Genomic DNA, 24,571 nt, shown 5'->3' with positions numbered 1-24,571 from the left:
ACTGGTGTCGGTGTCTGCCCCGCCGCGCTGGATCGACGACTACTGATCGCTGGGTAACTACTGAGCCGTAGATCTACTGATCAGTGATCATCGGAGAATGGGGACTGGAATCGCCGGGGAGCCAGTCCGTCTCCCGTGCGTGAAACGGTCGTTCGGGTAGTGCCCGAGTCCCGCTGTCCGAGTTAGATCTCGCCCTGTTCTTTGAGGTCTTCGATGATGTCGTCGACGAAGGACTCGGCGTCGTCGTAGGGGAAGTCCCCGCCCGAGGTCTTCGTGTTCAGTTCCATTGCGGTCATCGAGAAGTCGCCGGACTCGAACTTCGTCCCGGGACCGTTTGGCAGCGCCGGCACGAGATCCATCGGACTCGAGATTGGATAGTCGGCACCTTCGAACGCGTCGATCATCTGGTCGCGGATTTCGGATTCATCTGCCATTGCGCGTGCTAGTTATGCCCGATAAATAATAAATTTGCAGGTAGTTGCTACCGGCTAAATCGAAATGATTAGACCATCACTACGACGACAAGCGGTGCTGTACGGTCGCGTGTGACAATAATTCAGGTGGATGGGTCGCGCAACAGCCGATCGGCTTCGGACTGCACCGTTTTCCTCGCGCTCGTTTGTTCACGACCCGGTTCGTCCAGCTACAGTTGGCGCATAAACTCCGGAAGTATCCCCCGCTCGCTCGAGTCCGGGGCGGCCGCCGGTTCAGCACCTGGAGGCTCGAACTCGCTGCCGCCGTCGATGCCGGGTTCGTCGAATGGGTCCGGCTGTGGCTCACTGGATTCCGCGGCGACGGCGCCGGTGCCGGATTCGGTCTCGAGGATCGCTTCGAACGCGTCCTGTGAATCGGGACCGAAGTAGTACGGCTCTCTGGGGCTGAGGTACTCGCGAAACTGGCGGTTGGCGTACCCCGCGAGCACGATGGCGGGAACGACCAGCGGCTCGATCCCGAACAGTGTCGGCCCGGCGGTCAGAATAACGAGAAAGACCGCCAGCGGCGAGTAGACGAAGTACGCGAGCAGCCGGAACCAGTTTCCGACGTAGCCGTCGATCACGTAGCTGTACAGCCCGTACGCACCGACCAAGAGGCCGGTATCGGTGTACAGTGCGACCAGAATTCCGGCCTCGCCGGCGACGAAGATGTGCATGTGCGTAGCGATGGCGCCGGTCAGGACCGTCGTCCGATTGACGTAGGTTTCGTCGAGTGCTATCCCGACGACGAGCACCGTGACCTGGAGCAGCGGCGCTGCCAACCACCAGGGGAGGGAACTGACGAAGAGGCCGAGGGACACGTCGATTACACCTATCTGTGTGGCCAAACCCGGCCCGTTCGCTTTAACGCTCGTTCCGTTTCGAGATTCGATACGAGCCTCGAGTGTCCATCGACGCCGTTCGAATCCTCTCTCATTCCTGTTCCAAACTCTACAACTGTTCGAAACAGTAATGTGCCAGGAGTGTGCACAGTGTCGATATGGCGAAAGATACCGTCAGATACCCAGACGAGGTCGTCGAGGAGATCGACGAACTCGTCGACGACGGTATGTTCGAGAGCAAATCCGAGTTCTATCGCTTCTCCGCGGAGTACGTACTGACCCTGATCAACTCCGATCACGAGGTGGAGACGTTCAACTTCGACGAGATCAAGTCCGAACTCGATATCAGCGAGCAGGATCACGCGGCCGCACTGGGCACGGACGGCGGCACGTTCTTCCTCGACGCCGTGATTAACGTCCGCAAACACGGTCTTCGCGGCGACTATGAGGCCGCAGAACGCTTCATCGACACCCACTACGAGTCGACCGATCAAGAGTGTATTATTCTCGAGGAACTGCTGGGTACGTACAGAGGACGATCGGGCTGATATCGTTCTCCACCTGACCCGATACCGTTCGTTCCGCAGTCTGTCGCGCTTCGGCCGCATACTGGCGGTAGTCTTCGGAGAACGGGAGAAGCGGTCGCCTCACGGAACCGGTTTTCGGTCTGCAGGGTTGATACTCGAACGGACCAATACTTGAGACGTCGGTCTGTTGGATATGGCATGCTAACAGTGAACAGATGTGGCGTCGCGTCGTCGGTCGAGGACGATAGACCGACCGAGATCGGATCGGATGTCTCCGTCGGACAATCGGACTGGTCGATCGAACGCCGCCAGCCGTTTCCGGAGCAACGCTCGACCGAACGTGCATGAACTGGGGTTCGACGGCCTACGACTGGGTCGGGGACTGGAGCGGCCGACGAGCGTCGCTCTCACCGGAGCGAACCGCCGTCGTCGACGAGGCGAGCGGAGACGCCTACACGTACGGCGACCTCGAGGATCGAGCCAACGCGACCGCGCGGCTGCTCGAGGCGTTCGGCGTCGAGAAGGGCGAACGGGTCGCACTCGTCTCCCGGAACCGGATCGAGGCGTTCGATCTGTTCTTTGCGACGGGGAAGCTCGGTTCCGTTCTCGCGCCACTCTCCTATCGACTCGCGCCGCCGGAACTGGCAGCGCTGCTCGATCTCGTCGAGCCTCGACTGCTCGTCATCGAATCGCCGTTCGTCGAACGGGTCGAACACGCTCTGGCCAGGGCCGACGTCGACCCCGCGGTCCTCGAACTGGCGAGTGAGGATATTGCGGGCGGGTGGGAGCTGTTCGCCGGCGCTGTCCCGGACGACGAGACGCCGGTGGAGACGGTTCGGCGATCGCTCGCGAACCCACATCTCCTCTTGCACACCGGCGGGTCGACGGGAACGCCGAAGGAGACGACGATCACGCACGGTTCGATCTATTGGAACTCGTTCAACACGATCACGGCGTGGGGGTTGCGGGACGACGACGTCGCCCCAATGGTGTTCCCGATCTTCCACACGGGAGGCTGGAACGTGCTCACGCTCCCGTTTTTCAACATGGGCGGAACGCTGATTATCGATCGCGAGGTCGAACCGGATCGCGTCCTCGAGCAGATCGATCGCCACGGGGCGACGGTGCTCGTCGCGGTCCCGGCTGTCCTGCGGACGATGACCCGACACGAACGCTGGCCGGAGACCGATCTCTCGACGCTCCGGTTCGTGAAGAGCGGGGGCGGACCCTGTCGAGACGCCATCGTCCGTTCCTGGCGCGACCGCGGCGTCGAGTTCTCACAGGGGTACGGACTGACCGAGTGCGGGCCGAACAACTTCGCGATGCCCGACGCGTGGGCTCGGGAGAAGGTTGCGAGCGTCGGCAAGCCCGTGATGCACACCGACGCCCGCGTAGTCGACGAGGACGGATGTCCCCTCGAGACGGACGAGATCGGCGAACTGGAACTGACCGGGCCACACGCCGCCTCCGACTACTGGAACGAGTCGGGAGCGGACGAAGGGACGTTCGACGACGGCTGGGTGTCGACGGGCGATCTGGCCCGGCGTGACGAGGATGGCTTCTACCACATCGAGGGACGCAAAAAGAGCGCGTTCGTCAGCGGGGGCGAAAACGTCTATCCACCGGAGGTCGAGGACGTGATCGCCGACCATCCAGCCGTTGAGGAGGTCATCGTCGTCGGCGTCCCAGACGATCAGTGGGGGACGGTCGGGAAGGCTGTCGTCGAACCGAGCGAGTGCGGGGACGGGGACGCCCCGTTTTCACTCGCGGCACTCGAGGCCCACCTCGATGGCCGTCTCGCCCGGTTCAAGATCCCGAAATACCTCGAGTTCGTCGAAGAGTTGCCGACGAGTGGTCCTTCGAAACTCGATCGCGCGGGGATCGAGGACGAATTCGGTGCTGAGGGGACTGACCCGTCGTTTGGGGGATAGAGACAAGTAGTAGCATATTATATTCTATGTAACTGACCTGTCCGCTCATGATAGACCTCACGCTGGACATGGAGCAGTACGACTGTCCGTTCATCGATACGACGGACGACCACGACGTGTCGTTTTCCACGCTCCAGTGGGAGTTCGATTCCCATCGTCGGGAGTTCGAGACGCGAATGATCGTCAACGGGGAGAGCAGGGGAGGTCTCGAGTCGGGCCTGACGGCGGTCCGGGACCACCCGAACATGCGCGAGTGCGACCTCTTCAAGAAGCGCGACGCGACGGCACTCATCAGAACGACCATCGAGGAGACGAACGCGATGGGGGTGGTCCGCGACAACGATGGCTACATCACTGGACCGTTTCACATCGAGGAGGGAAGCGAACACTGGGAGATCGGGTTCGACGACGGCGGGACCGCCGACGCCGCCCTCGCCGAACTGGAGGTTCACAACGAGTTCACCGTCGAATCCCGTACCGGGGTCTCCTTCGACGACAGGTCGGCGGTCCTCGAGCACGTCGGCGCAGCGAGCGAACTGCTGGAGGGCTGTCAGTCGCTCTCGGCGGTCGAACGCGAGACGCTGACGGTCGCAGCAGAGCAGGGCTATTTCGATCAACCGCGCGGTGCAACCCTCCAGATGCTCGCAAACGAGTTCGACATCTCGGATACGGCAGTCTCGAAGAACGTCCGCAGAGCCGAACGGAAAGTACTCCGTCGAGTCGTGAGCGCACTCGAGTCGATGGATTGAGCGAGCTACGTTGCGAACGTCGCATGCCGTCGGGCGTCCCTTTTCGCTATCGTATCCGATGAACCTGGGAACCCCGATCGCACGGCTGTCGAGACCTCCGTCGACACCCGAGGTTGGTATACCAACCTACCCCAACTTGTGGTATAAACACATACGATAGTTAGTATGGGATATAATACCACTCGACGTGAGGCACTGAAACGAACCGGTGCGCTTACTTCGGTTGCCATTACCGGTCTCGCCGGCTGTATCGACGACAGCAACGGCGGGGACGTCGACGAGGAGACGATGACCATCGGCGCGATACAGCCGGTCTCGGGGGAACTCGACTATTACGGGGGGATCAGCCTAATGGGGTTTTATTCCGGGCTGGCCTACAAGTACGACGTCGACCCGATCGACGGGATGACGACGGGGACGTACGAACTCGATCCGGACGACGGTCCGACCTTCGAGATCATCGTCCAGGACACGAGGTTCGATCCGGAGACGGCACAGAACGTCGCCGAGGACCTCGTCGTCGACGAGGACATCGACCTGCTCTTCGGGGCGTCGTCTTCCGACTCGGCGCGACGGATCATTCCGAACGTCATCGACGAGGCGGACATTCCGTACATCATCGGCCCGGCGGCGGACGGCGACATTACGGTCTCTGGCGACCACTGTCATGAACTGGCCTTCCGTGCGAGCGAACACACCGCGATGGACGCCCGTACAGGCGGGCGATACGTCGCCGAACAGGGCGACGTCTCGACGGTCGCGATTTTCGCGGCGGAGGGGGCGTTCGGCGAAGGGGTCGCGAACAACTACCAGGAGGTCCTCGAGAACGAGGGCGTCGAAGTGTTAGACCCCCGGTTCGTCGAGCCGGGATACAGCGAGTTCGAGGGGATGTTCGACGAGGCGATCGAACAGGGTGCCGACGGGGTCGTCGGCGGGTTCACGTTCCAGACGCTACCGGAGTTCCTCCCGACGGCGATGAGCTACGACGAGGTTCAGGCGTTCGGTGGGTTCGCCGAACTCGTGACGACGCGGGTCACGGGTGAGACGGTTGAGGCCGTCCTCGGCGAGGATTTCACTGAGGACGACGTTCGTGATGCGGGGCTCGGACCGTTCACGACGCGGTATCACTGGAACCAGTACGACAACGAGATCAACGACGAGTTCGTCGACCTCCACGTTGACGCGTACGGACAGGTGCCCGACCTGTTCAGCGCCGGGACGTTCGTTGGCGCATCGGCGCTCGTCCAGGCGATCGAGGAGTCGGAGTCGACGGACGGCCAGGATATCGCTGACGCAATGACCGGGATGACCGTCACGGACACGCCGAAAGGCGAGGGCGCGTACACGTTCCAGGAGCACAACAATCAGGCCGCCTCCGAGATGACGGTCGCCTGGCCGGTTCCCACCAGCGACGAGTACGCGGACACCTGGGATGCGTCCGTGATGCCCGGTGAACCGATTGAGACCTACGCAGCCGATGAGGTCATGGTACCGGCCGACGAGTCCACCTGCGATCTGAGCTGAGGTGATCCAATGTTACTCTCGACACAGGATCTCACGAAGCAGTTCGGCGGTATCACTGCCGTCGACGGTGTCGACTTTACCCTCGAGGAGGAGGAACTCTGTTCGGTTATCGGTCCCAACGGTGCGGGCAAGACGACCTTCTTCAACCTCTTGACGGGGGTACTCGAGCCGACGGCGGGTCGGATCGAGTTTGCACCCTCGACGGGAGCAGCGGCTGAGGGCGGGCAGTTGGACGGATCGGATGACGAGACGGTCGACGACGGCCCGATCGACATCACCGACGCTGCGCCACACGAAACGGCGCTCCTCGGGCTCCACCGATCGTACCAGGTTACAAACATTTTCCCGACCGTCTCGGTCCGCGAGAACGTTCGCATCGCCGCCCAGGCCCACCGCGGTGGGGATTCCTGGCGGTTCTGGCGCAACGCCAACGCTTTCGACGACCACGTCGCGGAGGCCGACCGGATCCTCGAGCGGATCGGCCTCACGGCGTACGCCGACCAGCCCGCCGAAAACCTCAGCCACGGCGAGAAACGTAACCTCGAGATCGGGATCGCGCTGGCCGGCGACCCCGATGTCCTGTTGCTCGATGAGCCGACGGCAGGCGTCTCGAGCGAGGACGTCGACCGGGTGACGGATATCATCGAGGACGTCGCCGCCGATCACGCCATCATGCTGATCGAGCACAATATGGACGTCGTCATGGACATCAGCGACCGCGTGGCCGTCCTGAACCAGGGCGAACTCATCGCGCAGGGGCCACCCGCGGAGATCAGGCAGAGCGAGGCCGTCCAGCGCGCGTATCTGGGCGGCTACGAAGGCGGGGGAAGCGAGGCTGTGACGGACGGTGGTGACCCGGAACCGGCGCAGGATCCGGACGCGGGGGTGACCGCCGGATGAGCGAGGCCGACGCGCCGACCGCCGATGACGAACCGGCGAGCCTGCTCGAACTCGAGGGCGTTCACACCTACTACGGCGAGAGTCACATTCTCGAGGGGATCGACCTCGCGGTCGAGGAAGGCGAAATTGTCGCACTGATCGGTCGTAACGGGGTCGGGAAGACGACGACGTTGCGATCGATTCTGCAGTTGACGCCACCTCGCGAGGGCACCGTCCGGTTCAGAGGCGAGGACGTCACCGGCGAGAGTACTCACGAGGTTGCCGGACGCGGGGTCGGCTGGGTGCCTGAAGACCGTCGGATGTTCGGCTATCTCACCGTCGAGGAGAACATCCGGGTATCGGTCGGCCCCGACCAGGAGTACGAGCCGTTGCGCGAGTACGTCTTCGACCTGTTCCCCGATCTCGAGCGGTTCCGGGAGAAGGAAGCCCGGAACCTGAGCGGCGGCCAACAGCAGATGCTCTCGATCGCCCGGGGGATGGTCGGCGATAACGACCTGCTGCTGGTCGACGAACCCAGCGAGGGGCTGGCCCCGATGATCGTCGATCAGGTGGTTGACGCGCTCCGGGAAGCCTCGGCGGAGACGACGATGGTCCTGGTCGAACAGAACTTCCCGCTGGCGATGGACCTGGCGGACAGGTTTTATTTGCTCGATCACGGGCGGGTCGTCGTGTCCGATACAACCGAAGGAGTCACCGCCGACGACGAACGTATCCGGAGGTATCTGTCAGCATGATGGGCGCTGGCTTCGCGCTCCACGCGATCGTCTCCGACGCGCCGTTGATCGTCGACGCGCTCGGCAGACTCTTCCAGCCCGATACCATCGCTCGCATCCTCATCGAGGGGCTCGGAAAGGCGGCGATCTACTTCATCATCGCCGTCGGGCTGACGCTGGTATTCGGGCTCATGGGCGTGCTCAACTTCGCTCACGGCGCGTTCGCGATGATCGGTGCGTACGTCGGCGGGATCCTGATGGTGCTCGCGATATCGGGCGGGACGGGACCGTTCGCCAGAATCGCCTTCTTCATCGTGGTCGCCGCCGTCGTCTTCGCGCTCATGACGGCCGTCGGGAGCGCACTCGAGATCGGGCTCGTCCGACCGATCTACGACCGGACGCCGATGTACCAGATCCTGCTGACCTTCGGCGTCGGCCTGATCTTAGAGGAGGGCGCACGGATCGTGACGTCCGCTCGGGGCATCCAGCCCGAACCGACGTGGACGGGCGCGGCACAGACGATCCCCCACGCGCTCGAGTCGTTCTACTCGGTTTTCGGCGCGAGCATCCGCGGCTTCTACGTGTTCGTGATCGTCGCCGGAGTACTGGTCGCGTCGGCCGTCTGGCTGTTCCTCAACCGAACGCTGTACGGTCTCTACATTCGGGCCGGGAGCGAGGATCCGGAGATGGTCGAAGCGCTGGGGATCGACGTTCGCAAGGCGTTTACCGTCGTGTTCGGGCTCGGAACCGGACTGGCGGCCGTCGGCGGCGTCTTCCTCATGTGGGATCCGACCTGGGGACCGAGCGTTCTGCTGAACATCGACGTGTTGCTGTACGCGTTCGTGGTCGTCGTTATCGGCGGGCTCGGGTCGTTCAAGGGAACGCTCGCGGCGGCGGTGATCGTCGGGGTCGCGGACTCCTTTACGACCTGGCTGTTCAACACCGGCATCGTCGCGTTTCCCGGCTTACCCGAGGTGACGATCTTTCTCCTGCTCGTAATCGCACTAATCGTCCGTCCACAGGGCCTGTACGGCGTCGAGGAGGTGGGTGGCCATTAGCCCGACTCGTGACGAGAGCGATCGGGACGACTCCCCGGTCGACTCGCCGGCGAAAAGCGACGGCGGCACCGAACACAGTTCGACTACGGACTCGGCGGGCGAGTCCGCGGCCGAATCGATAACCGACGATCGGACGGTCGCGAACGACGTGAGCTGGCCCCGTCAGTACCTCCGCGATCATACGGTCCATCTGCTCGTGATCGCGGGGTTCGCGATCTATCCACCGGTGTATTCGGTCTTACTAGGGCTTCCCGGGCTCGATCTCGGCGTCGCGTCGGTCGACCCGGCCGCGTTCTTCAACGCCTTCTTCCCGGCGACGACGTTCCTGATCGCGATGCTGTTCCTGGGGCTGTTCGCGATGAGCTTCGACTTCATCAGCGGCTACACCGGCTACCTCTCGTTCGGTCACGCCGCGTTCTACGGCATCGGGGCGTACTTCATCGTCCTCGCGGCGAACGGGCTGGTTCCAGGGGTTCCGAGCGGGACGCCGTTCGTGCTCACGATGATCCTTGGCGGAATTCTCGCCGTCGTTGCCGCGCTGGCGATCGGCGCAGTCTCGTTCCGGCTCACCGGCGTCTACTTCGCCATGATCACGCTCGGGTTCGCACAGGTGCTGTACGAACTCATCCGAAACTGGGGGTACGTCGGGTCGAACCCACAGGAGGGGCCGACCTTCGCCTCGGCGGCCCCGACCCCTGAGATCGGCGTTCCGTACGTCGACTCGCTCTCGATCGCGCTCGGACGCCTCGCCGGGGACAGCTTCGAGAACGTCCTCGGAACGGGGATCGACGTCTCGGCGACGTTGAGTTCCTACTACGCGATCGGTTTGGTCGTCGTCATCTGTTACTTCGCGATGCAGCGAATCATCCACTCTCCCTTCGGCCGCGTGATGATCGCTATCCGCGAGAACGAGGAACGCGCCAGAGCAATCGGCTACAACGTGTTCTGGTACAAGATGGCCGCATTCGGCTTCAGCGCCTTCTTTGCCGCGATCGCCGGGGCGATGTTCGCCGCCTTCAACGGCTCGGCCTCGCCGGACAGCACGTTCTACTTCCTGGTGACGGCCGACGCCCTGATTGTCGCGATTATCGGCGGGCTCGGCACTCTCGCTGGTCCGCTCTTTGGCACTGCGCTCTTCGAGTGGCTCGAGGACGTCCTCTCGTCGGAACAGGGCGGCCTCGCCCCGTATCTCCGAGAGGGGCTTCCCGAGTCTCTGTTGACCAGCGATGTCGCCGGGATATCGCTCCTCGAGGTGATCAACGCCGCCGTCGACGGTCGAAGCCAGCTGTATCTCGGGATCGTCTTCGTGCTGTTCGTGCTGTTCGTGCCCAACGGGCTGCTCGGCTCGGTCCGCGACCGAATCGGCGGCACCGTCGCGAAACGCTTCCCCGACTACCTCGAGCGGTACCGCCGGTGACGCGCCCGACTCACGGGCTGAACGGTTCGCCCAGCGCCTCGAGATCGAGATTGTTGCGAACCAACGTCGCGGCGCGGTCGTAGGGTGACGCGTTGGTTGCCATCTTTCCATCCGTTGCGTTCGTTTCGTCACCCAGCGGCGGCCACTCGATCCCTGCCTCGTCGGCGACGTGTGTGAGAAACGCCGACCGAATCGGTTCGTTGTCGAACAGTCCGTGGAGGTACGTCCCCAGCACCCGCCCCCGGGCTGCGCTCGAGTCCCCCAGCGGCCGAGACACGTCCTCGAGCGCCCGCGTTCGGCCGGCGTGGATCTCGTATCCAGAGGCGGTCCCACCGGTGCCGATGCCGGCGAGCAGCGGCGTCGCGGAACCGTCGACGGGGACCGCCGTCTGCTCGAGGCATTTGCTGCCCTCGAACTCGGTCTCCACCGGTAGCAGTCCGAGACCGTCGACCACGTCGTCTTCGCCCGTCCCCTCGAGGTCTGCGTTCGTGATCCGCTCGCCCAGTAGTTGGTAGCCGCCACAGATGCCCACGATGGGGCCCTCGAAACCCGCGAGTGCGTCCCCGAAGTCGGCGTCGTGGAGCGCCAGTAGATCGTCGACGGTGTTCTTCGTCCCCGGGAGGACGACCGCGTCGGCGTCGACGGCCTCGAGCGGGTGCTCGCTGCCGGCTGGGAGGGTTTCTTCGGCCGTCGGTCCATCTTCGACGGGGACGAACGCGACCGAGACGCCGGGTTCGGTTGCCAGCGCCTCGAGATCCGTCGCGTTCGAGATCCTGGGGAGTCGGGGAACGGCGATCGTCATCCGTCGGCCCTCGGGCACGCCGTCGTCGGCACCCAGGACGGCGCGTTCGGTCGTCGACGGCAAGCCGACGCTGTCCTCCTCCGGCAGGCCGGGGTCGTCGTAGGGGAGTACGCCCAGAATGGGGACGCCCGTTCTGGATTCGATCTCCTCGATGCCGGGCTCGAGCAACGTCGGATCACCCCGAAACTTGGTGATAGCCGCGCCGACGACGCGCTCGCGCAGCGCCTCGGGGAGCAGTTCGACGGTGCCGTAGAGGCTGGCGAACGCGCCGCCGCGTTCGATATCGACCAGCAGGAGGATGTCGGCGTCCGCAAAGTGGGCCGTCTCGACGTTGGCGAGGTCCCGATCGTGGAGGTTGATCTCCCCGATGCTCCCCGCACCCTCCGCGACGATCACGTCGTGGTCGGCTGCGAGTCTCTGGTAGGACTCCTCGGCCGCGGCGCGGGCGTCGGTCCAGTAGTGGTCGTAGTAGTCGCCGGCTGGGACGTGCTCGTGGGCCTCCCCCTGGAGTACGAGCTGGCTTTCCCCGTCGCCGCGGGGTTTGAGCAGCACCGGGTTGCAGTCGGTGGTCGGCGTCGTGCGGGCCGCTCGAGCCTGCACGAACTGGGAGACGCCGATCTCTCCCCACTGGTCGGCGGTCGGCTGGTCGAGGTCCGTGGCGTCGTTCCGACTGCCGGCGAAATCCGCACCATCACTCTCGGCGTCCTCCGCTCGCACGACGACGCGAGCGTTGTTACTCATGTTCTGTCCCTTAAACGGGGCGACCGAGACGCCCCGATCAGCGAGCAGTCGGCAGAGTCCGGCGGCGACTGTCGACTTGCCGACGTGGCTCGCCGTCCCCGCGACGAGAAGCGTTCGTGTCATCCGCGTTGGGGCTACTCGCACGCCGTGGGGTATCGTCCTATCGGTTCGGTGTGATTGACTCGAGCGGGTGAGAAGACTGTTCGAGTGAGCTCTCGATCGTCACTCGAGGTCCTCGCGCTCGCTATTCGTCGTCGTAGCCGGGTTCCGGCGGCTGGCCGTCCTCGAAGTCGACCATCTCTCCCTCGTGGGGTTCGATGTGGCTCAGAATCTCGTGGGGAACGTAGCCGATGTTGTACCCTTCCTCGTCGTGGAGGACGATCCCGTGTTCGTACTCGCGGAAGTCGAAGCAGTTGATCTCCTCGTAGGCGTTACCGGGTTTGTAGACGACCTTCATAGCCGACTGATCAACGGATTGGCTGGTCTGGATGTGCCTTGCACGTGAAGGGTGCTTTCAGGCCCAGTAGTCTATTTCGAGATCGCACAGTCACACATACTGCAAAGCGTGGTATCAATCGTTCCACTGTAACCAGATGGGGAGGGGGGCCTCCAGTGTAAACGGATGTAGGTCTATTCAGTCACACACAGTAACTGAACCACAAGACCCCTAGTTCCAGTGTACGGGGGGTATTCCAGTGTAAGGACTACTTTCCGAGATCCCAGAGGATCTCTGCGACGCTTTCGAGTCGTTGGTCGTCTCCGAGCGCCTCGATCGCGAGTTCAGGGTCGATTGAGAGAGAATAGAAATTCGACATCCCTCGCCCCTGTCCTCGGCCCCGACGGGACTGGGTCAGAATGTTCTGATGTGCGAGGTCATTGAGTTTGGCTCGGACAGTCCGCTGTGATACTTGTCTCCCGTCTATTTCTTTCGAGAATGTACAGTAAGTCTGATAGATATCCGTCGTCCCGGGATTTGGATTCCCGGTAATTTCGTGTTTGATTACCCCGGCAAGCGCCAATTTCCGTTGTGTCGTCTCAGATTCAATTAGCTCCCGATGAGCCTCCTTCTCGATCTTCCGGTGTGCTTCCTTAACGTGTCTCTCTCGGACGAGTTCCTCTCGTTCCTCCGCGATCTCACATGCATCCCGAAGCAATCGGATTGCTTGTCTCGCATCACCTGTTTCATTGCTTGCTCGGGCCGCCGTCAACGGAATTGTAGCGTCATCGAGGACGTCACTCTCGAGGTTTTTAAACGTCCTCTCTGTACCGTCGAACGACGTATCAACTAGTCCTCGACCTGCGCGGCGTGCCAGAATGTCTTGAAGTTGGTTTGCATCGTACGGATGGAAAAATATCTCACGCTGACCGAGCGATGACTGGACATCCGCATCCAGATTGTTCCGGAATTGGGCATCGTTTGTGATCCCAATCACGCCGATCTTCGCGTTCGAGATATCTGGACGTGAGAGTTCATAGAGAGCATAGTCATCTTCGCCGATTCCATCGATCTCGTCCAAAACGAGAACAACGATACCACCCAGTCTATCGATTTCGTTGAACACCATCTCGATGAGAGCCTTTCGTGGGTAGCCTTGTGGTCGCTCCACACCTCGTCCCTCCTTGATTTCTCGAAGTCGCTTTACCAGAAGTGTGAGAACGTGGTAAGAACTATCACATCCTTTGCAGCGTGCGATTACGATAGTGACATCCTCTCCTTCGTTGTCTGCCCACGTCCGGAGCTCCTGCATCTTCAACTCCACAGCTACCGTCTTTCCCTGTCCGGTCGGTCCATAGACGAGTGCATTATGTGGTGACCCACCCGTCTGGAGCGGTCGTAGAATCCGATTAATTTCGGCCAATTCATTCTCTCGTTCGGGGAGGTTAGACGGAGTGTAAGAGTTGTTATCAGGCTCGAGAACAGCGTGGTTCTCAATGATGGGATCGTCCGATGGAAATAGTGACATGATAAAAGTACTATTCTCTTCTATAATAAACCCCCCGTTCCAGTGTAGCTAGTGAGGGGGAAGGGGTTCCAGTGTAAACTCGCAAAAGCAGGGATACGTATAATTCAATATAGACGTTCTTTCTGAATGGTATTTGTTAGAATATACTGTAATTCTAATCTCGACATTCCAGCGGTCGTTTTTCTATACTATCGAAGATTTACACTGGAACACCCCGTCCCCCTCTGTGACCCAGTTAGTGGAAACGATGGAAGGTGGGTGGTCCTCAACAAAAGTGGTTGGCTGTGATCGGAAGATACCCTTTCATTTGACAATGGGTGTGTTCCTCTGCAAATTCTCACCAGGCGCTTTCTTAATCCCTCACCCGATACCGCTCCTCCCAGCGCGGCCCGGCGCGACTCGAGAGTACCATCCCGACCACACCAAACCCAACCCCTGCAACGCCGAGCACGAGGGCAACAGCCCCGGACGGCGGCACGACGACGAATCCAGCCACGAGCGTCGGAACCAGCGCGACGCCGACACCGACGGTGAACATCGTGAACCGGACGGCGTCGAAGAGGAACTCGTTGGGATCGAAGCCGGCGATGTAGACGGTCAGGCCGTAGTAGTACAGCGCGTAGCCCGCGAGCAAGACCGCGCCGACGACTGTATCCAGCATCGTCGCGTCGAACCAGACCACCGCCGCCAGATACGGCACCGCGACCGTCGGCGCGCCGACGAGGACGAACGCGATCCGTTTTGCCCGAAAGACGTCTTCGATCGAGACCGGGTAGGTGAGGTAGTCCTCGAGCGAGTCGAACTGCGTCAGCCAGTTGTACGTCGTAAACGCCGTCAGCCCGAGCACGCCGCCGAAGAATATCCCTGGCGCGGGCGCAATTCCGGTGATCGAGTCGACGACGCCGACGAGGGCGGCCACGAGCGCGAACAGGATCGCTGCGGAGACGAACGGCTTCGCGACGCCGCCCGACGAGCGCGCCAGATCGAGCAGCGTCTTCGAGACGAGTGCACTGCTGTTGTCCGTCCCCAGCGGTAACGCATCGCTGAGGCGTGCAAAGCGGTCGCCGGCCGTCCGCGAGGGTCGGCCGTAGGTCGGGTCGTATAGCGCGAGCGAGCCCGCGCCGACGAGGACGGTCCCGGCGGCCAGCCCGAGTGCATTGACGAGCGAGCCCTCGATCGGCACGAACAGGGTCCAGCCGTCTCGAGCGGTTCCCGTCAGCCACGATCCGCCCGCGATGACGGCGATCGAACCGGCGATCACCCACGTCGGCACGCCGCGCGTTCGAATCGCGATCATCGCGACGGTCAGCGCCATGCCGGCCGCGAACGACAGCGACAGCGAGAGCCACAGCGTGCCGACGGCGACCGGTGCGGCGGCCGCCGCTCCGACGAGCACCGCGTTGGCGAGCGCCATCGGAAGCACGAACGCGACCGCGTAGAACAGCGCGTCCTTGATGAGGAAGATCCCCAGCAATCGCCGCCGGGACAGCGGCAGGGTCGTCGTCGTCGAAAGGACGAGCGAGAGCCGACCGAACACGTTCTCGAGCATGTCCGACCCCGCGAAGCCGGCCGTCCCGCTGTAGAGTCCGAAGCCGAACGCGAGGACGTGTAGCCCAGTCAGAATAGTTCCTTCGGCGGTTCCGGTCTCGAGAAGAGCCACCGTTGCGCCGACGGTCAGCGCGGCGATGACGACCGGGAAGAGCACGAACCGCCAGCCGCCGAACAGTTGGGTGTGCAGCCGCCACTCCTCGCGAAGGAGGAGCGCGAACAGTCGCCACGTCGCCGGTCCCGGTGAACGCGAGGCCGTACTCATCGCTTCGGCTCCGTCTCCAGGCGATCGAGCGACGGTGCGTCGCGGACGTCGGCGCTCTCGACGCGCTCGAGGAAGATCTCGAGCAACGATTCGTCACTATCGATACCGTCGCTGCGGCCCTCGCCGTCACCGCCATCACCGCCGTTACTGCCGTCGAGCGACCGTTCCGTCACGATTTTCCCGTCGGCAACGATGCCGACCCGCGTACAGATCTCTTCGGCGACGTCGATGTTGTGCGTCGAGACGAAGACGGCGTTGTCGCCGGCGGCGTAGGAGACGAGGAACTGTTTTACTTGCTCCTGGACCAGCGGATCGAGGTTTGCCAGCGGCTCGTCGATGAAGACCACGTCGGGTTCGTGAACGAACGCTTGTGCGATCATCACTTTCTGCTGTTGGCCCCGCGAGAGGTCCGTGTGAAGCGTGTCGAGTTTGCTCTCGAAGCCGAGGCGGTCGGCCCAGACGTCGGTTTGGGTCGCAATTCGGTCGGGCTCGAGCCCGCGAACGTCGCCGACGAAGTCGAGGAACTCTCGCGGCGTCAGAAAGCTCGGCGGCGAGCCCTGTTCGGGCAGGATCCCGACCCGGTGTCGCGTTTCGATCGGTTCGGTCGTCGGATCGGTCTCGAGAACCTGCACCGTTCCCGCGTCCGGCCGGAGCTGGCCGGTCAGAACGCCGATCGTGGTCGTCTTCCCGGCCCCGTTCGGTCCGAGAAAGCCGTAGATCTCGCCTCGGTCGACGGAAAACGACAGTCCATCCACTGCGTCGACATTCCCGTACGATTTCACCAGCCCGTCGACCTGTATGACACCCATCGATTGCGTGATCGTTCACAGTACCCGATAATAATTGTGCTGGCGACGACTGTCGGCATTTTTGATCAGTGACGAACCGCTCGACTGCGTCGCACCGACCGGTGCCGTCACTCCGTTAGAAGCATGACTGGGATCATGATCGCGACGCCGAGCGCGACACCGACGACCAGTTCGCGACGACCACCGCCTCGCAGATCGGCCCCGTGTTCGAGCGCTTCGGGAAAGATGTCATGGAGAACCAGGTAGATCATCGCGCCGGCGGCGAACCCGAAGCCGAACGGGAGAAACTCGCGGGCGACGCTGACGAACACGAACGCAATTCCCGCGCCGATCGGTTGTGGAATACTCGAGAAGACCGCCCAGCCGAAGATCTTCCAGTTTGGGAGCCCGTACGTATGCAGCGGAATCGCGACGGCGAGCCCCTCCGGGATGTTCTGGATCGAGATCGCGACCGTGATGAAGACCGCCAGTGCTGGCACGGCGAGCCCTGCGACGACCAGATCGCCGTCGACGCCCAGATCGGCGAACGCCACCCCGAGGGCGACCCCCTCCGGGAAGCTGTGGACGGTCAAGATGCCGACGATGAGGACGAGTTTCCGAAAGTCGGCGTCGGGGATCTCTCGCGGCTCGAACTCGTAGTCGGAGATGAGCCGGTCGGCGACGATCACGAGACCGATGCCGACGAGGAGACCGGTTCCGACCTGGCTCAGCGTGCCCTCCTCGAGCCCCTCGATGACGAATCCGAACAGCGACGCGAACAGCATGATGCCACCCGCGAGCCCCCACAGGACGACGGTTACCCGGTCGCTGATATCGTCGACGAAAAAGAACGGAAGGGTTCCCAACCCGCAGACTACCGCCGTGAATATCCCGGCGGCGAGTACGAGTCCGAGCCCCTCGATAGCCATACTACCTCTCGTTGTCAGAACATACTACCGTTGTCGATCCGTCGCCCCGCCGAATCGACAGCCCACACCACTCCGCAGCTGATGATCACTCGCTCTTCGCTTCAGCTGACGACCGTCACCGGAGGCGTCGCGCGACGAACGACGCGCTCGGCGACGCTCCCGAGCAGGACGCGGGAGACGCCGGATCGGCCGTGGCTCCCGATGATGATTCCGTCGACGTCGTGTTCGTCGGCGAACTCGACGATGCTTCGAGCAGCCGGCCCACCGATAGTTTCGGTCGTAACCGTCACGTCGTGTTCGCCAGCGAGTTCGCGTGCCCGCTCGAACAGCGTCTCGGCCCTCTCCTCCTCGATTTCGAGGGTCCGTTCGACGTTGTACGCCGTATCGCCGCCGTACATCGCCATCGACGGATCGACGACGTGCAACACGGTGATGGTCGCATCGGGAAACGTCTCGAGGGCGTGTTCGAGTGCCGCGCGCGCCGGTTCGGACTCGTCCATCGGAACAAGTAGGTGCATAGCTACTGGTTCGGCGACTGACCATATATATGATTGGTGACTGTCCCATCTCGTGGAAACACCTCTGCGATGGATCGGGGTCGAACACAATCGGAGAGTACACTCTCGATAGCTCCCACTCAGAACTCCGTGCCGCGTCTCGCCCGCTGGCCGTCGTCGATCGGGTGTTTCACCTTCCGAACGTTGGTGATCAGGTCGGCTCGATCCTCGAGGTAGGCCGGTTCGGCGTGGCTCCCCGAGAGTACGAGTTCGAGATTGGTCGGCTTCGCGTCGATAAGTCCGTAGATATCGTCCTCGCTGAGCAGGCCGCGATCCGCGGCGTAGAGCACTTCGTCCAGAATCAGCATGTGGACCCCGTCTTCGGGCGGTGCGTCGAGGTCGATCGGTGAACCCAGATCGGTCCCGTCGGCCGCTTCAAGCAACTCGTGGGCGCGCTCGAGGCCGGCCTGGGCCTGGGCTGCGTGGTCGGCCTCGTCGCTGCCGTCGGCCATGCCGTGCCAGCCGTAGTGGCCGAGGTTCTCGTAGCTGATTCCCGGAAGGGCCGCCATCGCGTTGTACTCGCCGCGGACGGCCTCGACGCTCGAGGCACCACCTTTCATGAACTGGAGCACGTGGACGCGATAGCCGTGGCCCGCGGCACGCATTCCCATGCCGAGCGTAGCCGTCGTCTTCCCCTTTCCGTCGCCCCACCAGACCTGTACGAGACCAAACTCCTCGGGTGCAGCGGGCTCGATGGTCTCGGCTTCGGGGCTCCGACCCCGTCCCGGCGTGTTCTCGACCGTCGACTCGGATGGTTGATCGTCGCTCATACGGTGTCCTCGGACCGGGCGTATATGTAGGTAGGCACATCGAGCGATTCGACGACCGAACGAGCGAACGAGCGACCGACGACCGACGACCGAACGAGCGAACGAGCGACCGACGACCGAACGGGCGATCCGATGACCGAACGAGCGATCCGATGACTGAACGAGACGACGGCGGTATCGACCAAATGTGTCTTTAGGCTTCGCTCCTAATGTGGTCGCAGTTATGCCACTCGAGTTCTCGTCGTCCGGCGACACGCCCGATCTCGAGCGCATTATCGGCGTGCTGGACGATGCCGACTGTCGGGAGATCATCTCTCTTCTCGAGGCGCCTAAAACCGTTCCGGAAATCGCAGACGAGGCCGAGTTGCCGCTCTCGACTACCTACCGCAAACTCGATCGGCTGACCGAAGCCGGCATCGTCGAGGAGACGGTCGGCGTTCGGCGGGGCCGCCACCACAAGTCGCGGTACGTGGCGACCTTCGATCGGATCGCGATCAGCCTCGATCCGGATCGCAAACTCCGCGCCGATATCGAACGATCGATCGACCAGTCGCTCGGCATCTGGTCGAACGCGACGGAAAAGTTCTGACGATATCGGACGACCGCTTCGTTCGAATCGACTCTGGACCCTCGTTCTGCGTCGATCGTGAATCCTGGCCTCGTCTCGCCGCTTCGGACGGTCTAGCGATCTGAGCCGGACTCGTCGCCGGAATCGATGTCGGGTTCGATATCCGTCGCCGTCGCAGCCGACTCGGTCTCGCCGCTGATATCTTGGCCCTCCTTGATCGCCTGGGCCTCCGCCTCCATCGCTTCGACATCCATCTCGGTCTGCTCTATCTCGCCGATGATCTCGGCAATGTCGTCGAGTCCGATCAGTTCGCGCGTCTCCTCGTCGAAGTCGAGACTTTCGAGGGAGTCGCCGTCCACCTTCACGTCGCTACCCGAGAGGTGTTTGCCGTAGCGGCCGACCATCGAGGTGAGTTCTTGGGGCATGACGAACGTCGTCGACTCGCTCCGTCCGATCTCCTCGAGCGTCTGCATCCCCTGATCAATGATGGCGCGTTCGCCCATCGACTCGGCGGATTTCGCGCGCAGGACCGTCGAGATCGAGTCACCCTGTGCTTCGAGGATCTGGCTCTGCTTTTCACCCTGTGCGCGGATGATCTCGCTCTGTTTGGCACCCTCGGCCTTCTCGACGGCGCTTCGGCGTTCACCTTGGGCCTCGAGGATCATCGCGCGGCGTTTCCGCTCGGCGGAAGTCTGTTGCTCCATCGCACCTTTGACGCCCTGGGACGGCGTCACCTCGCGGACCTCAACGCTCTCGACGCGGATCCCCCATTCGTCGGTGGGTTCGTCGAGTTCCTGGCGGATCCGCTCGTTGATCATCTCCCGGCGGCTGAGCGTATCGTCGAGTTCCATGTCACCGATGACGGCGCGCAGCGTCGTCTGGGCGAGATTCGAGACCGCCCGCTCGTAGTTCTCGACCTCGAGAAACGCGCGCTTGGCGTCCATCACTCGGATGTAAATAACAGCGTCGGCCGTCACCGGGGAGTTGTCCCGCGTGATCGCCTCTTGGCTCGGGACGTCGATCGTCTGGGTCCGCATGTCGAAGGTGTAGACCCGCGAGACGAACGGCGGGACGATGTTTAGCCCCGGCTCGAGCAGTTTGCGGTACTCTCCGAAGACGGTCAGTGCACCCCTATCGTAGGCGTCGACGATCTCGACCATCTGCCAGACGGTGATGACGACGAGCAGGAGGACGACGACTCCCGCGGTCAGCATCGGATCACCGAGCTGCAGCGGTCCGAATGCCAGAACGTTCATTGTTCGTATCAGGGGCGCTGTCCCAATAACCATTGGGTTGCGTTAGCGTCTATTTAGTTATCGAACGTTGATATTATCGCCGATCAAGAAGCCAGTTCGATCTACTCCGTTGTGCCCGTCGTTACGGGTTTCGATCACGAGTTACACGAGGAGCTGAACGTCGGATTCGGCCATGTGCTGTAGCGCGGTCGCCGCGCCCACACCCGTCGTCACACCGTCGTAGAAGTCGTCTTCGTCGTACTCCATCAACTCGATCGTCATCTGACAGGCCTGCAGGTCGACGCCGGTCTCCAGCGAGAGTTCGATCAGTTCCTCGATACTGGCGGTGCCGTTCTCATCGATCCGCTTTTGCATCATCCGCGTCGCCATCGCGTCCATTCCGGGGAGCGCGGCGAGCGCGTTCGGCATCGGCATGTTGGGATTCCCGACGGCGCTGAGCTTGAGGTCCCGGGATTTCTCCTCGTGGAGAATGTCGAGTCCCCAGAACGTGTGGAAGACGACGACGTCCCAGCCGAAGGCTGCGGCTGTACTCGCGAGGATCAACGGCGGATACGCCATGTCGAAACTCCCCTGGGTGGCGACGATCGTCAGCTTCTGTTGGTCGTCGCCGTCGTCCAGTTCGGCCATCGACGCCTCGAGTTCCTCGACGCGCTCGCGAAGCGCCTGAACCTCGGCGGCATCGAACTCGCTCTCGCCGTCGGCGTCGACCGACGATGGGGGGTTGTCCGTGCTCATGTTATTCCGTTTTCTTGACGTAGTGGGTGTAGAGGTCGCCGTCCTCGACTTGGTCGAGGAGCTCGACCCCGCTGGTGCCGTCGGCCCAGCCCTGAATGTCGCTTATACTGCCCGAGTCGGTTGCGACCACTTCCAGGACATCGCCAGCCTCGAGGTCGTCGATGGCCTGCTTCGTCTTGACGATGGGCATTGGGCAGGACTGTCCTTTCACGTCGAGCGTCTCCGTGGTGTCGTATTGGGAACTCATAGCTGATTTCTATGCTCTGTATTGGAGCTATCATACAATATCGAACGCTCCCATAAAAGGATGTCGATTATTGCACTGTATAAGAACACCCGCGGTTTTCGGGGCTAGTGTATATTCGTCGCACGAGTATTTTGCACCCAGTTATCGGATTATTACCCGATCAACTGCGCGAGCTGTATTGTATAATTGGGGAAATACTATGCAAACGCTTAAGGGCCCGTAGCCGCTATCGAGTAATGTACAATATGGACGACATGGACTTTCCAACGCCGGATGTCGAGATCGAGTCGGTGACGGCGGACGGGCTGAAAGGACGTATCGACGCGGGCGAGGAGGTCACGCTCCTCGACGCCCGGATGGAGTCGGATTACGAGGAGTGGAGGATCGACGGCGAGCACGTCGAGTCGGTCAACGTCCCGTACTTCCACTTCCTGGACGAGGAGATCGACGACGATGTTCTTGCAGGGATTCCGGACGACCGTGAGGTCACGGTCCTCTGTGCGAAAGGCGGTGCCAGCGAGTTCGTTGCGGGCGCGCTGAAAGAGCGTGGCTACGACGTAAACCACCTCGAGGAGGGGATGAACGGCTGGGCACGCATCTACGAGGCCGTCGAGGTCGAGCGCTACGACGGTGCGGGCACGCTCTATCAGTACCAGCGCCCCTCTTCGGGCTGTCTCGGCTACCTCGTCGTCGACGGCGACGAGGCAGCCGTCATCGACCCCCTGCGTGCGTTCACGGATCGCTATCTCGAGGATTCGACGGAGTTGGGTGTCGAGCTAACGTACGCGATCGACACGCACATCCACGCGGACCACATCTCGGGCCTTCGAAACCTCGCCGAAGAGGGTGTTGAGGGCGTTATCCCCGCAGCCGCCGTCGACCGCGGCGTCACCTACGCCGACGAACTGACACTGGCCGAGGACGGCGACGAGTTCCCGGTCGGCGACGCCACAATCGAGACCGTCTTCACGCCCGGCCACACCTCCGGGATGACCTCGTACCTGATCGACGGCGAACTGCTCGCGACTGGTGATGGGCTGTTCGTCGAGAGCGTCGCTCGCCCCGACCTGGAAGAAGGCGACGAGGGCGCCGAAGACGCTGCCAAACAGCTCTACGAGTCGCTGCAAGAGCGCGTGCTCTCTCTGCCCGACGAGACGCTAATCGGTGGCGCCCACTTCAGCGACGCCGCTGAGCCCGCCGCCGATGGCACCTACACGGCACCAGTCGGCCAACTCGTTGACGAGATGGACGCCCTGACGATGGACGAAGCCGAGTTCGTCGAGTTGATCCTCTCGGATATGCCGCCTCGGCCAGCCAACTACGAGGACATCATCGCGACGAACCTCGGTCAACAGGAGACCGGCGATCAAGAAGCGTTCGAACTCGAGCTCGGCCCGAACAACTGCGCCGCCAGCCAGGAGTCGCTGGCCGGTGACTAACGCCCCATATCCACAGTCGAATGGTCACTGAACTCTTCGCTCCGGCGCTGTACGAATCGCTGTTTCCCGTGGGGATCAGCCGCTACGTCGTCGGCGGGCTGCTCGTCGGCCTCGGGGCCGTCGTTATCTACCTCGGAACCGGCATCGCGGCCGGCGCGAGCACGTTCCTCGAGTCGACGCTGTCGTACGTCTCCGACCAGTCGCGGTTCCAGCGCTACCGGAGTTCACGGGACTGGCGGGTCGTCTTCACACTCGGGATCATCGCCGGCGCGTTCGCCTACGCGCTGACGTTTCAGTCCGGACTGGTCTCGAGCGGGCTCTACGAGGCCGGGGCGACCGGCGAGTTGTACGATGTCGGCGGTGTCACACTCTGGCTGACCGACGTCCAGCCCTGGCGGCTGTTCCTGGGCGGCATTCTCGTCGGGATAGGCACCCGGATCGGCAAGGGCTGTACCTCGGGCCACGGCGTCTGTGGCGTCGGCTCGGCCTCGAAGACGTCGATCGTCGGCGTGATGACGTTCCTCGCCGTGGCGATCGGAACGGCCCAGATCGTGATGGCACTGGGGGTGAGTCCGTGATGACCGAGATTCTCGGACGGGACTCTCGGGAACGCGAACGGGGAGGTGACGACCCGTGAGCGGAAATCGTCACCCGCTGTTCATGCCACTGATCTTCGTCGGTGGCCTGATCTTCGGCTTCGGGCTCGGTTTCAGTCACATGGCCCGCCCCGAAGTCGTGCTGAACTTCCTCCAGTTCGAGGATTTCGGACTGCTGTTCGTCATGTTCGGCGCGGCGATCGTCTCCGGCATCGCGTTTGCGATCGTCCCGCGACTCCGCGATCGTGCGCCGTTGACGGGCAACGCGTACGGCCGGCGGCTAAAATCGTTTGACCGCAACGTCCTGATCGGCGGCGCGATCTTCGGCGTCGGTTGGGGCCTCTCGGGGATCTGTCCCGGCGCGGCCTACGCCAGCCTCGGCGTCGGTAACATCACGATCCTGTGGGCACTCGCTGGGATGTTCGTCGGAGCCTACATCCAGGGCTACTGGCGCAGCCAACGCGCTGTCTCGGAAACCACGCCCGCAGGCGCTGACTAATTCGTTTCACACATGTCTCGAGTTCGGCGCTCGAACTAAGTGGGTGGTCTGTTATTACGTGTGCCACTGTCGAGATCAACGCATTCATCGACCGAGCGACGGGGCGGCGTCTTACACATCAGCCACGCGAAGCGGTTTGCCGGGAAACGCGAGCTAGCTGGAACCGCTGTGTCGTTCGATCAACTCCTCGAGTTGGCCCTTGCTTTGCGCTCCGACCGTCCGCTCGACCGGTTGGCCGTCGGCGTACAGTACGAGCGTCGGCACACCCTGGGCGCCGAGTTGCTGTGCCAGACGCTGATGGGCGTCGACATCGACTTTTGCGACCGCGGCGTCGGTCTCGGCTGCCAGCGACTCGATCGTCGGCTCGAGCATCTGGCAAGGGCCACACCAGTCGGCATAACAGTCGACGAGCACGATGTCGTGCTCGTTGACGATGTCATTCAGGTGTGCCTGCCCATCGATTTCGATCGGTTCGGACGGTGTCGCCATACTGTCACCATCGTCGGCCCCGCCCAGTTCGCCGCCGTTCTCGAGGCGCTGCTGGAGTTCTCGTTTCTTCTGCTCGCGGATCTGCTCTCGTTCCTCGTCGAGTGAGTCTGTCATTACGTCCTCGTACGGACTCATCATCCTTAAATTGTATGGGGTGCACAATACTCTATCGTGGGGGATCGTGTCGAATCGAACAAGCTCCCACTGTCATCAAACTACGTGAACGCTTATCCACGATGGCTTC

General features: G+C 62.4%; 26 protein-coding genes. 12 read left to right on the top strand and 14 right to left on the bottom strand.

What is annotated here, in order from left to right:
- Positions 1 to 182: 182 nt before the first annotated feature.
- The gene (locus tag NATTI_RS0123740; protein WP_006090985.1) at positions 183 to 434 is read right to left on the bottom strand and encodes an MTH865 family protein; all 252 of its coding nucleotides are present in this window, start codon (positions 432 to 434) and stop codon (positions 183 to 185) included.
- A 209-nt stretch (positions 435 to 643) separates the two neighbouring features.
- A complete protein-coding gene (locus NATTI_RS0123735; protein ID WP_019992225.1) occupies positions 644 to 1,294 on the bottom strand; it encodes a hypothetical protein in 651 nt (216 codons plus the stop codon).
- Between the two features lie 179 nt (positions 1,295 to 1,473).
- On the opposite strand from NATTI_RS0123735, the gene NATTI_RS0123730 reads away from it, so the two are divergent.
- The 8 genes from NATTI_RS0123730 (at position 1,474) to NATTI_RS0123690 (ending at position 10,134) form a co-directional block, all read left to right on the top strand.
- Positions 1,474 to 1,863 (top strand): ribbon-helix-helix domain-containing protein, encoded by a 390-nt coding sequence (locus NATTI_RS0123730; RefSeq protein ID WP_019992224.1) that lies wholly within the window; start codon positions 1,474 to 1,476, stop codon positions 1,861 to 1,863.
- A gap of 323 nt (positions 1,864 to 2,186) precedes the next feature.
- Positions 2,187 to 3,773, top strand: a complete 1,587-nt coding sequence (locus tag NATTI_RS0123720; RefSeq protein WP_006090990.1) for an AMP-binding protein — start codon at positions 2,187 to 2,189, stop codon at positions 3,771 to 3,773.
- A 47-nt stretch (positions 3,774 to 3,820) separates the two neighbouring features.
- A complete protein-coding gene (locus NATTI_RS0123715) occupies positions 3,821 to 4,522 on the top strand; it encodes a helix-turn-helix domain-containing protein (RefSeq protein ID WP_006090992.1) in 702 nt (233 codons plus the stop codon).
- Positions 4,523 to 4,687: 165 nt separating this feature from the next.
- Positions 4,688 to 6,046 (top strand): ABC transporter substrate-binding protein, encoded by a 1,359-nt coding sequence (locus NATTI_RS0123710; protein ID WP_006090993.1) that lies wholly within the window; start codon positions 4,688 to 4,690, stop codon positions 6,044 to 6,046.
- A gap of 9 nt (positions 6,047 to 6,055) precedes the next feature.
- Positions 6,056 to 6,946 carry an ABC transporter ATP-binding protein gene (locus NATTI_RS0123705; RefSeq protein WP_006090994.1) on the top strand — a complete coding sequence of 297 codons (891 nt, stop codon included), beginning with the start codon at positions 6,056 to 6,058 and terminating at the stop codon, positions 6,944 to 6,946.
- A complete protein-coding gene (locus tag NATTI_RS0123700) occupies positions 6,943 to 7,680 on the top strand; it encodes an ABC transporter ATP-binding protein (RefSeq protein ID WP_006090995.1) in 738 nt (245 codons plus the stop codon). The genes NATTI_RS0123705 and NATTI_RS0123700 overlap by 4 nt, the downstream gene beginning before the upstream one ends.
- Complete coding sequence (locus NATTI_RS0123695) at positions 7,680 to 8,717, top strand: branched-chain amino acid ABC transporter permease (RefSeq protein WP_006090997.1); 1,038 nt, start codon at positions 7,680 to 7,682, stop codon at positions 8,715 to 8,717. The genes NATTI_RS0123700 and NATTI_RS0123695 overlap by 1 nt, the downstream gene beginning before the upstream one ends.
- A complete protein-coding gene (locus NATTI_RS0123690) occupies positions 8,707 to 10,134 on the top strand; it encodes a branched-chain amino acid ABC transporter permease (protein ID WP_006090998.1) in 1,428 nt (475 codons plus the stop codon). The genes NATTI_RS0123695 and NATTI_RS0123690 overlap by 11 nt, the downstream gene beginning before the upstream one ends.
- Before the next feature lie 10 nt (positions 10,135 to 10,144).
- Here the strand turns inward: NATTI_RS0123690 and NATTI_RS0123685 are convergent, their stop codons facing one another.
- From NATTI_RS0123685 to NATTI_RS0123650, 8 genes are all read right to left on the bottom strand, one after another.
- Entirely contained in the window at positions 10,145 to 11,800 is a 1,656-nt protein-coding gene (locus NATTI_RS0123685) for a cobyric acid synthase (protein ID WP_006091000.1), read from the bottom strand.
- Between the two features lie 121 nt (positions 11,801 to 11,921).
- Positions 11,922 to 12,134, bottom strand: a complete 213-nt coding sequence (locus NATTI_RS0123680) for a hypothetical protein (RefSeq protein WP_006091001.1) — start codon at positions 12,132 to 12,134, stop codon at positions 11,922 to 11,924.
- Between the two features lie 247 nt (positions 12,135 to 12,381).
- Positions 12,382 to 13,641, bottom strand: a complete 1,260-nt coding sequence (locus NATTI_RS0123675) for a Cdc6/Cdc18 family protein (RefSeq protein ID WP_027119293.1) — start codon at positions 13,639 to 13,641, stop codon at positions 12,382 to 12,384.
- Between the two features lie 352 nt (positions 13,642 to 13,993).
- Complete coding sequence (locus tag NATTI_RS0123670; protein ID WP_006091003.1) at positions 13,994 to 15,454, bottom strand: hypothetical protein; 1,461 nt, start codon at positions 15,452 to 15,454, stop codon at positions 13,994 to 13,996.
- On the bottom strand, positions 15,451 to 16,263 hold the full coding sequence (locus NATTI_RS0123665; protein ID WP_006091005.1) for an ABC transporter ATP-binding protein: 813 nt from the start codon (positions 16,261 to 16,263) through the stop codon (positions 15,451 to 15,453). Before NATTI_RS0123665 ends, NATTI_RS0123670 begins: the two co-directional genes overlap by 4 nt.
- A 107-nt stretch (positions 16,264 to 16,370) precedes the next feature.
- Positions 16,371 to 17,171 (bottom strand): ZIP family metal transporter, encoded by an 801-nt coding sequence (locus tag NATTI_RS0123660; protein ID WP_006091006.1) that lies wholly within the window; start codon positions 17,169 to 17,171, stop codon positions 16,371 to 16,373.
- 101 nt (positions 17,172 to 17,272) lie between these two features.
- Complete coding sequence (locus tag NATTI_RS0123655; RefSeq protein WP_006091007.1) at positions 17,273 to 17,689, bottom strand: universal stress protein; 417 nt, start codon at positions 17,687 to 17,689, stop codon at positions 17,273 to 17,275.
- 119 nt (positions 17,690 to 17,808) lie between these two features.
- Complete coding sequence (locus NATTI_RS0123650) at positions 17,809 to 18,498, bottom strand: cob(I)yrinic acid a,c-diamide adenosyltransferase (RefSeq protein WP_006091009.1); 690 nt, start codon at positions 18,496 to 18,498, stop codon at positions 17,809 to 17,811.
- A gap of 223 nt (positions 18,499 to 18,721) precedes the next feature.
- Between NATTI_RS0123650 and NATTI_RS0123640 the strand changes: the two genes are divergently transcribed.
- The gene (locus NATTI_RS0123640; protein ID WP_006091012.1) at positions 18,722 to 19,087 is read left to right on the top strand and encodes a winged helix-turn-helix domain-containing protein; all 366 of its coding nucleotides are present in this window, start codon (positions 18,722 to 18,724) and stop codon (positions 19,085 to 19,087) included.
- Between the two features lie 92 nt (positions 19,088 to 19,179).
- Here the strand turns inward: NATTI_RS0123640 and NATTI_RS0123635 are convergent, their stop codons facing one another.
- The 3 genes from NATTI_RS0123635 to NATTI_RS0123625 form a co-directional block, all read right to left on the bottom strand.
- The gene (locus NATTI_RS0123635) at positions 19,180 to 20,322 is read right to left on the bottom strand and encodes an SPFH domain-containing protein (RefSeq protein ID WP_006091014.1); all 1,143 of its coding nucleotides are present in this window, start codon (positions 20,320 to 20,322) and stop codon (positions 19,180 to 19,182) included.
- A gap of 141 nt (positions 20,323 to 20,463) precedes the next feature.
- The gene (locus NATTI_RS0123630; protein WP_006091016.1) at positions 20,464 to 21,057 is read right to left on the bottom strand and encodes a DsrE/DsrF/DrsH-like family protein; all 594 of its coding nucleotides are present in this window, start codon (positions 21,055 to 21,057) and stop codon (positions 20,464 to 20,466) included.
- A 1-nt stretch (position 21,058) separates the two neighbouring features.
- The gene (locus NATTI_RS0123625) at positions 21,059 to 21,304 is read right to left on the bottom strand and encodes a sulfurtransferase TusA family protein (protein WP_006091018.1); all 246 of its coding nucleotides are present in this window, start codon (positions 21,302 to 21,304) and stop codon (positions 21,059 to 21,061) included.
- Positions 21,305 to 21,549: 245 nt separating this feature from the next.
- On the opposite strand from NATTI_RS0123625, the gene NATTI_RS0123620 reads away from it, so the two are divergent.
- The 3 genes from NATTI_RS0123620 to NATTI_RS0123610 are packed head-to-tail and all read left to right on the top strand — an operon-like array spanning position 21,550 to position 23,838.
- A complete protein-coding gene (locus tag NATTI_RS0123620) occupies positions 21,550 to 22,743 on the top strand; it encodes an MBL fold metallo-hydrolase (RefSeq protein ID WP_006091020.1) in 1,194 nt (397 codons plus the stop codon).
- A 20-nt stretch (positions 22,744 to 22,763) separates the two neighbouring features.
- On the top strand, positions 22,764 to 23,321 hold the full coding sequence (locus tag NATTI_RS0123615) for a YeeE/YedE family protein (RefSeq protein WP_006091022.1): 558 nt from the start codon (positions 22,764 to 22,766) through the stop codon (positions 23,319 to 23,321).
- A 55-nt stretch (positions 23,322 to 23,376) separates the two neighbouring features.
- Positions 23,377 to 23,838 carry a YeeE/YedE family protein gene (locus tag NATTI_RS0123610; RefSeq protein ID WP_006091023.1) on the top strand — a complete coding sequence of 154 codons (462 nt, stop codon included), beginning with the start codon at positions 23,377 to 23,379 and terminating at the stop codon, positions 23,836 to 23,838.
- Between the two features lie 153 nt (positions 23,839 to 23,991).
- Here NATTI_RS0123610 and trxA read toward each other — a convergent pair whose 3' ends face one another.
- Positions 23,992 to 24,441: a thioredoxin gene (trxA, locus tag NATTI_RS0123605; RefSeq protein ID WP_027119292.1), complete on the bottom strand. Its 450-nt coding sequence runs from the start codon at positions 24,439 to 24,441 to the stop codon at positions 23,992 to 23,994.
- Positions 24,442 to 24,571 lie beyond the last annotated feature (130 nt).

The organism is Natronorubrum tibetense GA33 (assembly GCF_000383975.1).
GTDB classification, from domain to species: domain Archaea; phylum Halobacteriota; class Halobacteria; order Halobacteriales; family Natrialbaceae; genus Natronorubrum; species Natronorubrum tibetense.
This window is presented reverse-complemented; position numbering and strand designations above follow the sequence as displayed.

Bases quoted from the DNA above. Each gene is read 5' to 3' on its own strand.
- NATTI_RS0123615 (WP_006091022.1), top strand. From the start codon at position 22,764: ATGGTCACTGAACTCTTCGCTCCGGCGCTGTACGAATCGCTGTTTCCC.
- NATTI_RS0123730 (WP_019992224.1), top strand. From the start codon at position 1,474: ATGGCGAAAGATACCGTCAGATACCCAGACGAGGTCGTCGAGGAGATC.
- NATTI_RS0123670 (WP_006091003.1), bottom strand. From the start codon at position 15,454: ATGAGTACGGCCTCGCGTTCACCGGGACCGGCGACGTGGCGACTGTTC.
- NATTI_RS0123620 (WP_006091020.1), top strand. From the start codon at position 21,550: ATGGACGACATGGACTTTCCAACGCCGGATGTCGAGATCGAGTCGGTG.
- NATTI_RS0123640 (WP_006091012.1), top strand. From the start codon at position 18,722: ATGCCACTCGAGTTCTCGTCGTCCGGCGACACGCCCGATCTCGAGCGC.
- NATTI_RS0123700 (WP_006090995.1), top strand. From the start codon at position 6,943: ATGAGCGAGGCCGACGCGCCGACCGCCGATGACGAACCGGCGAGCCTG.
- NATTI_RS0123665 (WP_006091005.1), bottom strand. From the start codon at position 16,263: ATGGGTGTCATACAGGTCGACGGGCTGGTGAAATCGTACGGGAATGTC.
- NATTI_RS0123675 (WP_027119293.1), bottom strand. From the start codon at position 13,641: ATGTCACTATTTCCATCGGACGATCCCATCATTGAGAACCACGCTGTT.
- NATTI_RS0123740 (WP_006090985.1), bottom strand. From the start codon at position 434: ATGGCAGATGAATCCGAAATCCGCGACCAGATGATCGACGCGTTCGAA.
- NATTI_RS0123630 (WP_006091016.1), bottom strand. From the start codon at position 21,057: ATGAGCACGGACAACCCCCCATCGTCGGTCGACGCCGACGGCGAGAGC.
- trxA (WP_027119292.1), bottom strand. From the start codon at position 24,441: ATGACAGACTCACTCGACGAGGAACGAGAGCAGATCCGCGAGCAGAAG.
- NATTI_RS0123685 (WP_006091000.1), bottom strand. From the start codon at position 11,800: ATGACACGAACGCTTCTCGTCGCGGGGACGGCGAGCCACGTCGGCAAG.
- NATTI_RS0123715 (WP_006090992.1), top strand. From the start codon at position 3,821: ATGATAGACCTCACGCTGGACATGGAGCAGTACGACTGTCCGTTCATC.
- NATTI_RS0123655 (WP_006091007.1), bottom strand. From the start codon at position 17,689: ATGCACCTACTTGTTCCGATGGACGAGTCCGAACCGGCGCGCGCGGCA.
- NATTI_RS0123660 (WP_006091006.1), bottom strand. From the start codon at position 17,171: ATGGCTATCGAGGGGCTCGGACTCGTACTCGCCGCCGGGATATTCACG.
- NATTI_RS0123650 (WP_006091009.1), bottom strand. From the start codon at position 18,498: ATGAGCGACGATCAACCATCCGAGTCGACGGTCGAGAACACGCCGGGA.
- NATTI_RS0123720 (WP_006090990.1), top strand. From the start codon at position 2,187: ATGAACTGGGGTTCGACGGCCTACGACTGGGTCGGGGACTGGAGCGGC.
- NATTI_RS0123680 (WP_006091001.1), bottom strand. From the start codon at position 12,134: ATGAAGGTCGTCTACAAACCCGGTAACGCCTACGAGGAGATCAACTGC.
- NATTI_RS0123625 (WP_006091018.1), bottom strand. From the start codon at position 21,304: ATGAGTTCCCAATACGACACCACGGAGACGCTCGACGTGAAAGGACAG.
- NATTI_RS0123705 (WP_006090994.1), top strand. From the start codon at position 6,056: ATGTTACTCTCGACACAGGATCTCACGAAGCAGTTCGGCGGTATCACT.
- NATTI_RS0123635 (WP_006091014.1), bottom strand. From the start codon at position 20,322: ATGAACGTTCTGGCATTCGGACCGCTGCAGCTCGGTGATCCGATGCTG.
- NATTI_RS0123695 (WP_006090997.1), top strand. From the start codon at position 7,680: ATGGGCGCTGGCTTCGCGCTCCACGCGATCGTCTCCGACGCGCCGTTG.
- NATTI_RS0123710 (WP_006090993.1), top strand. From the start codon at position 4,688: ATGGGATATAATACCACTCGACGTGAGGCACTGAAACGAACCGGTGCG.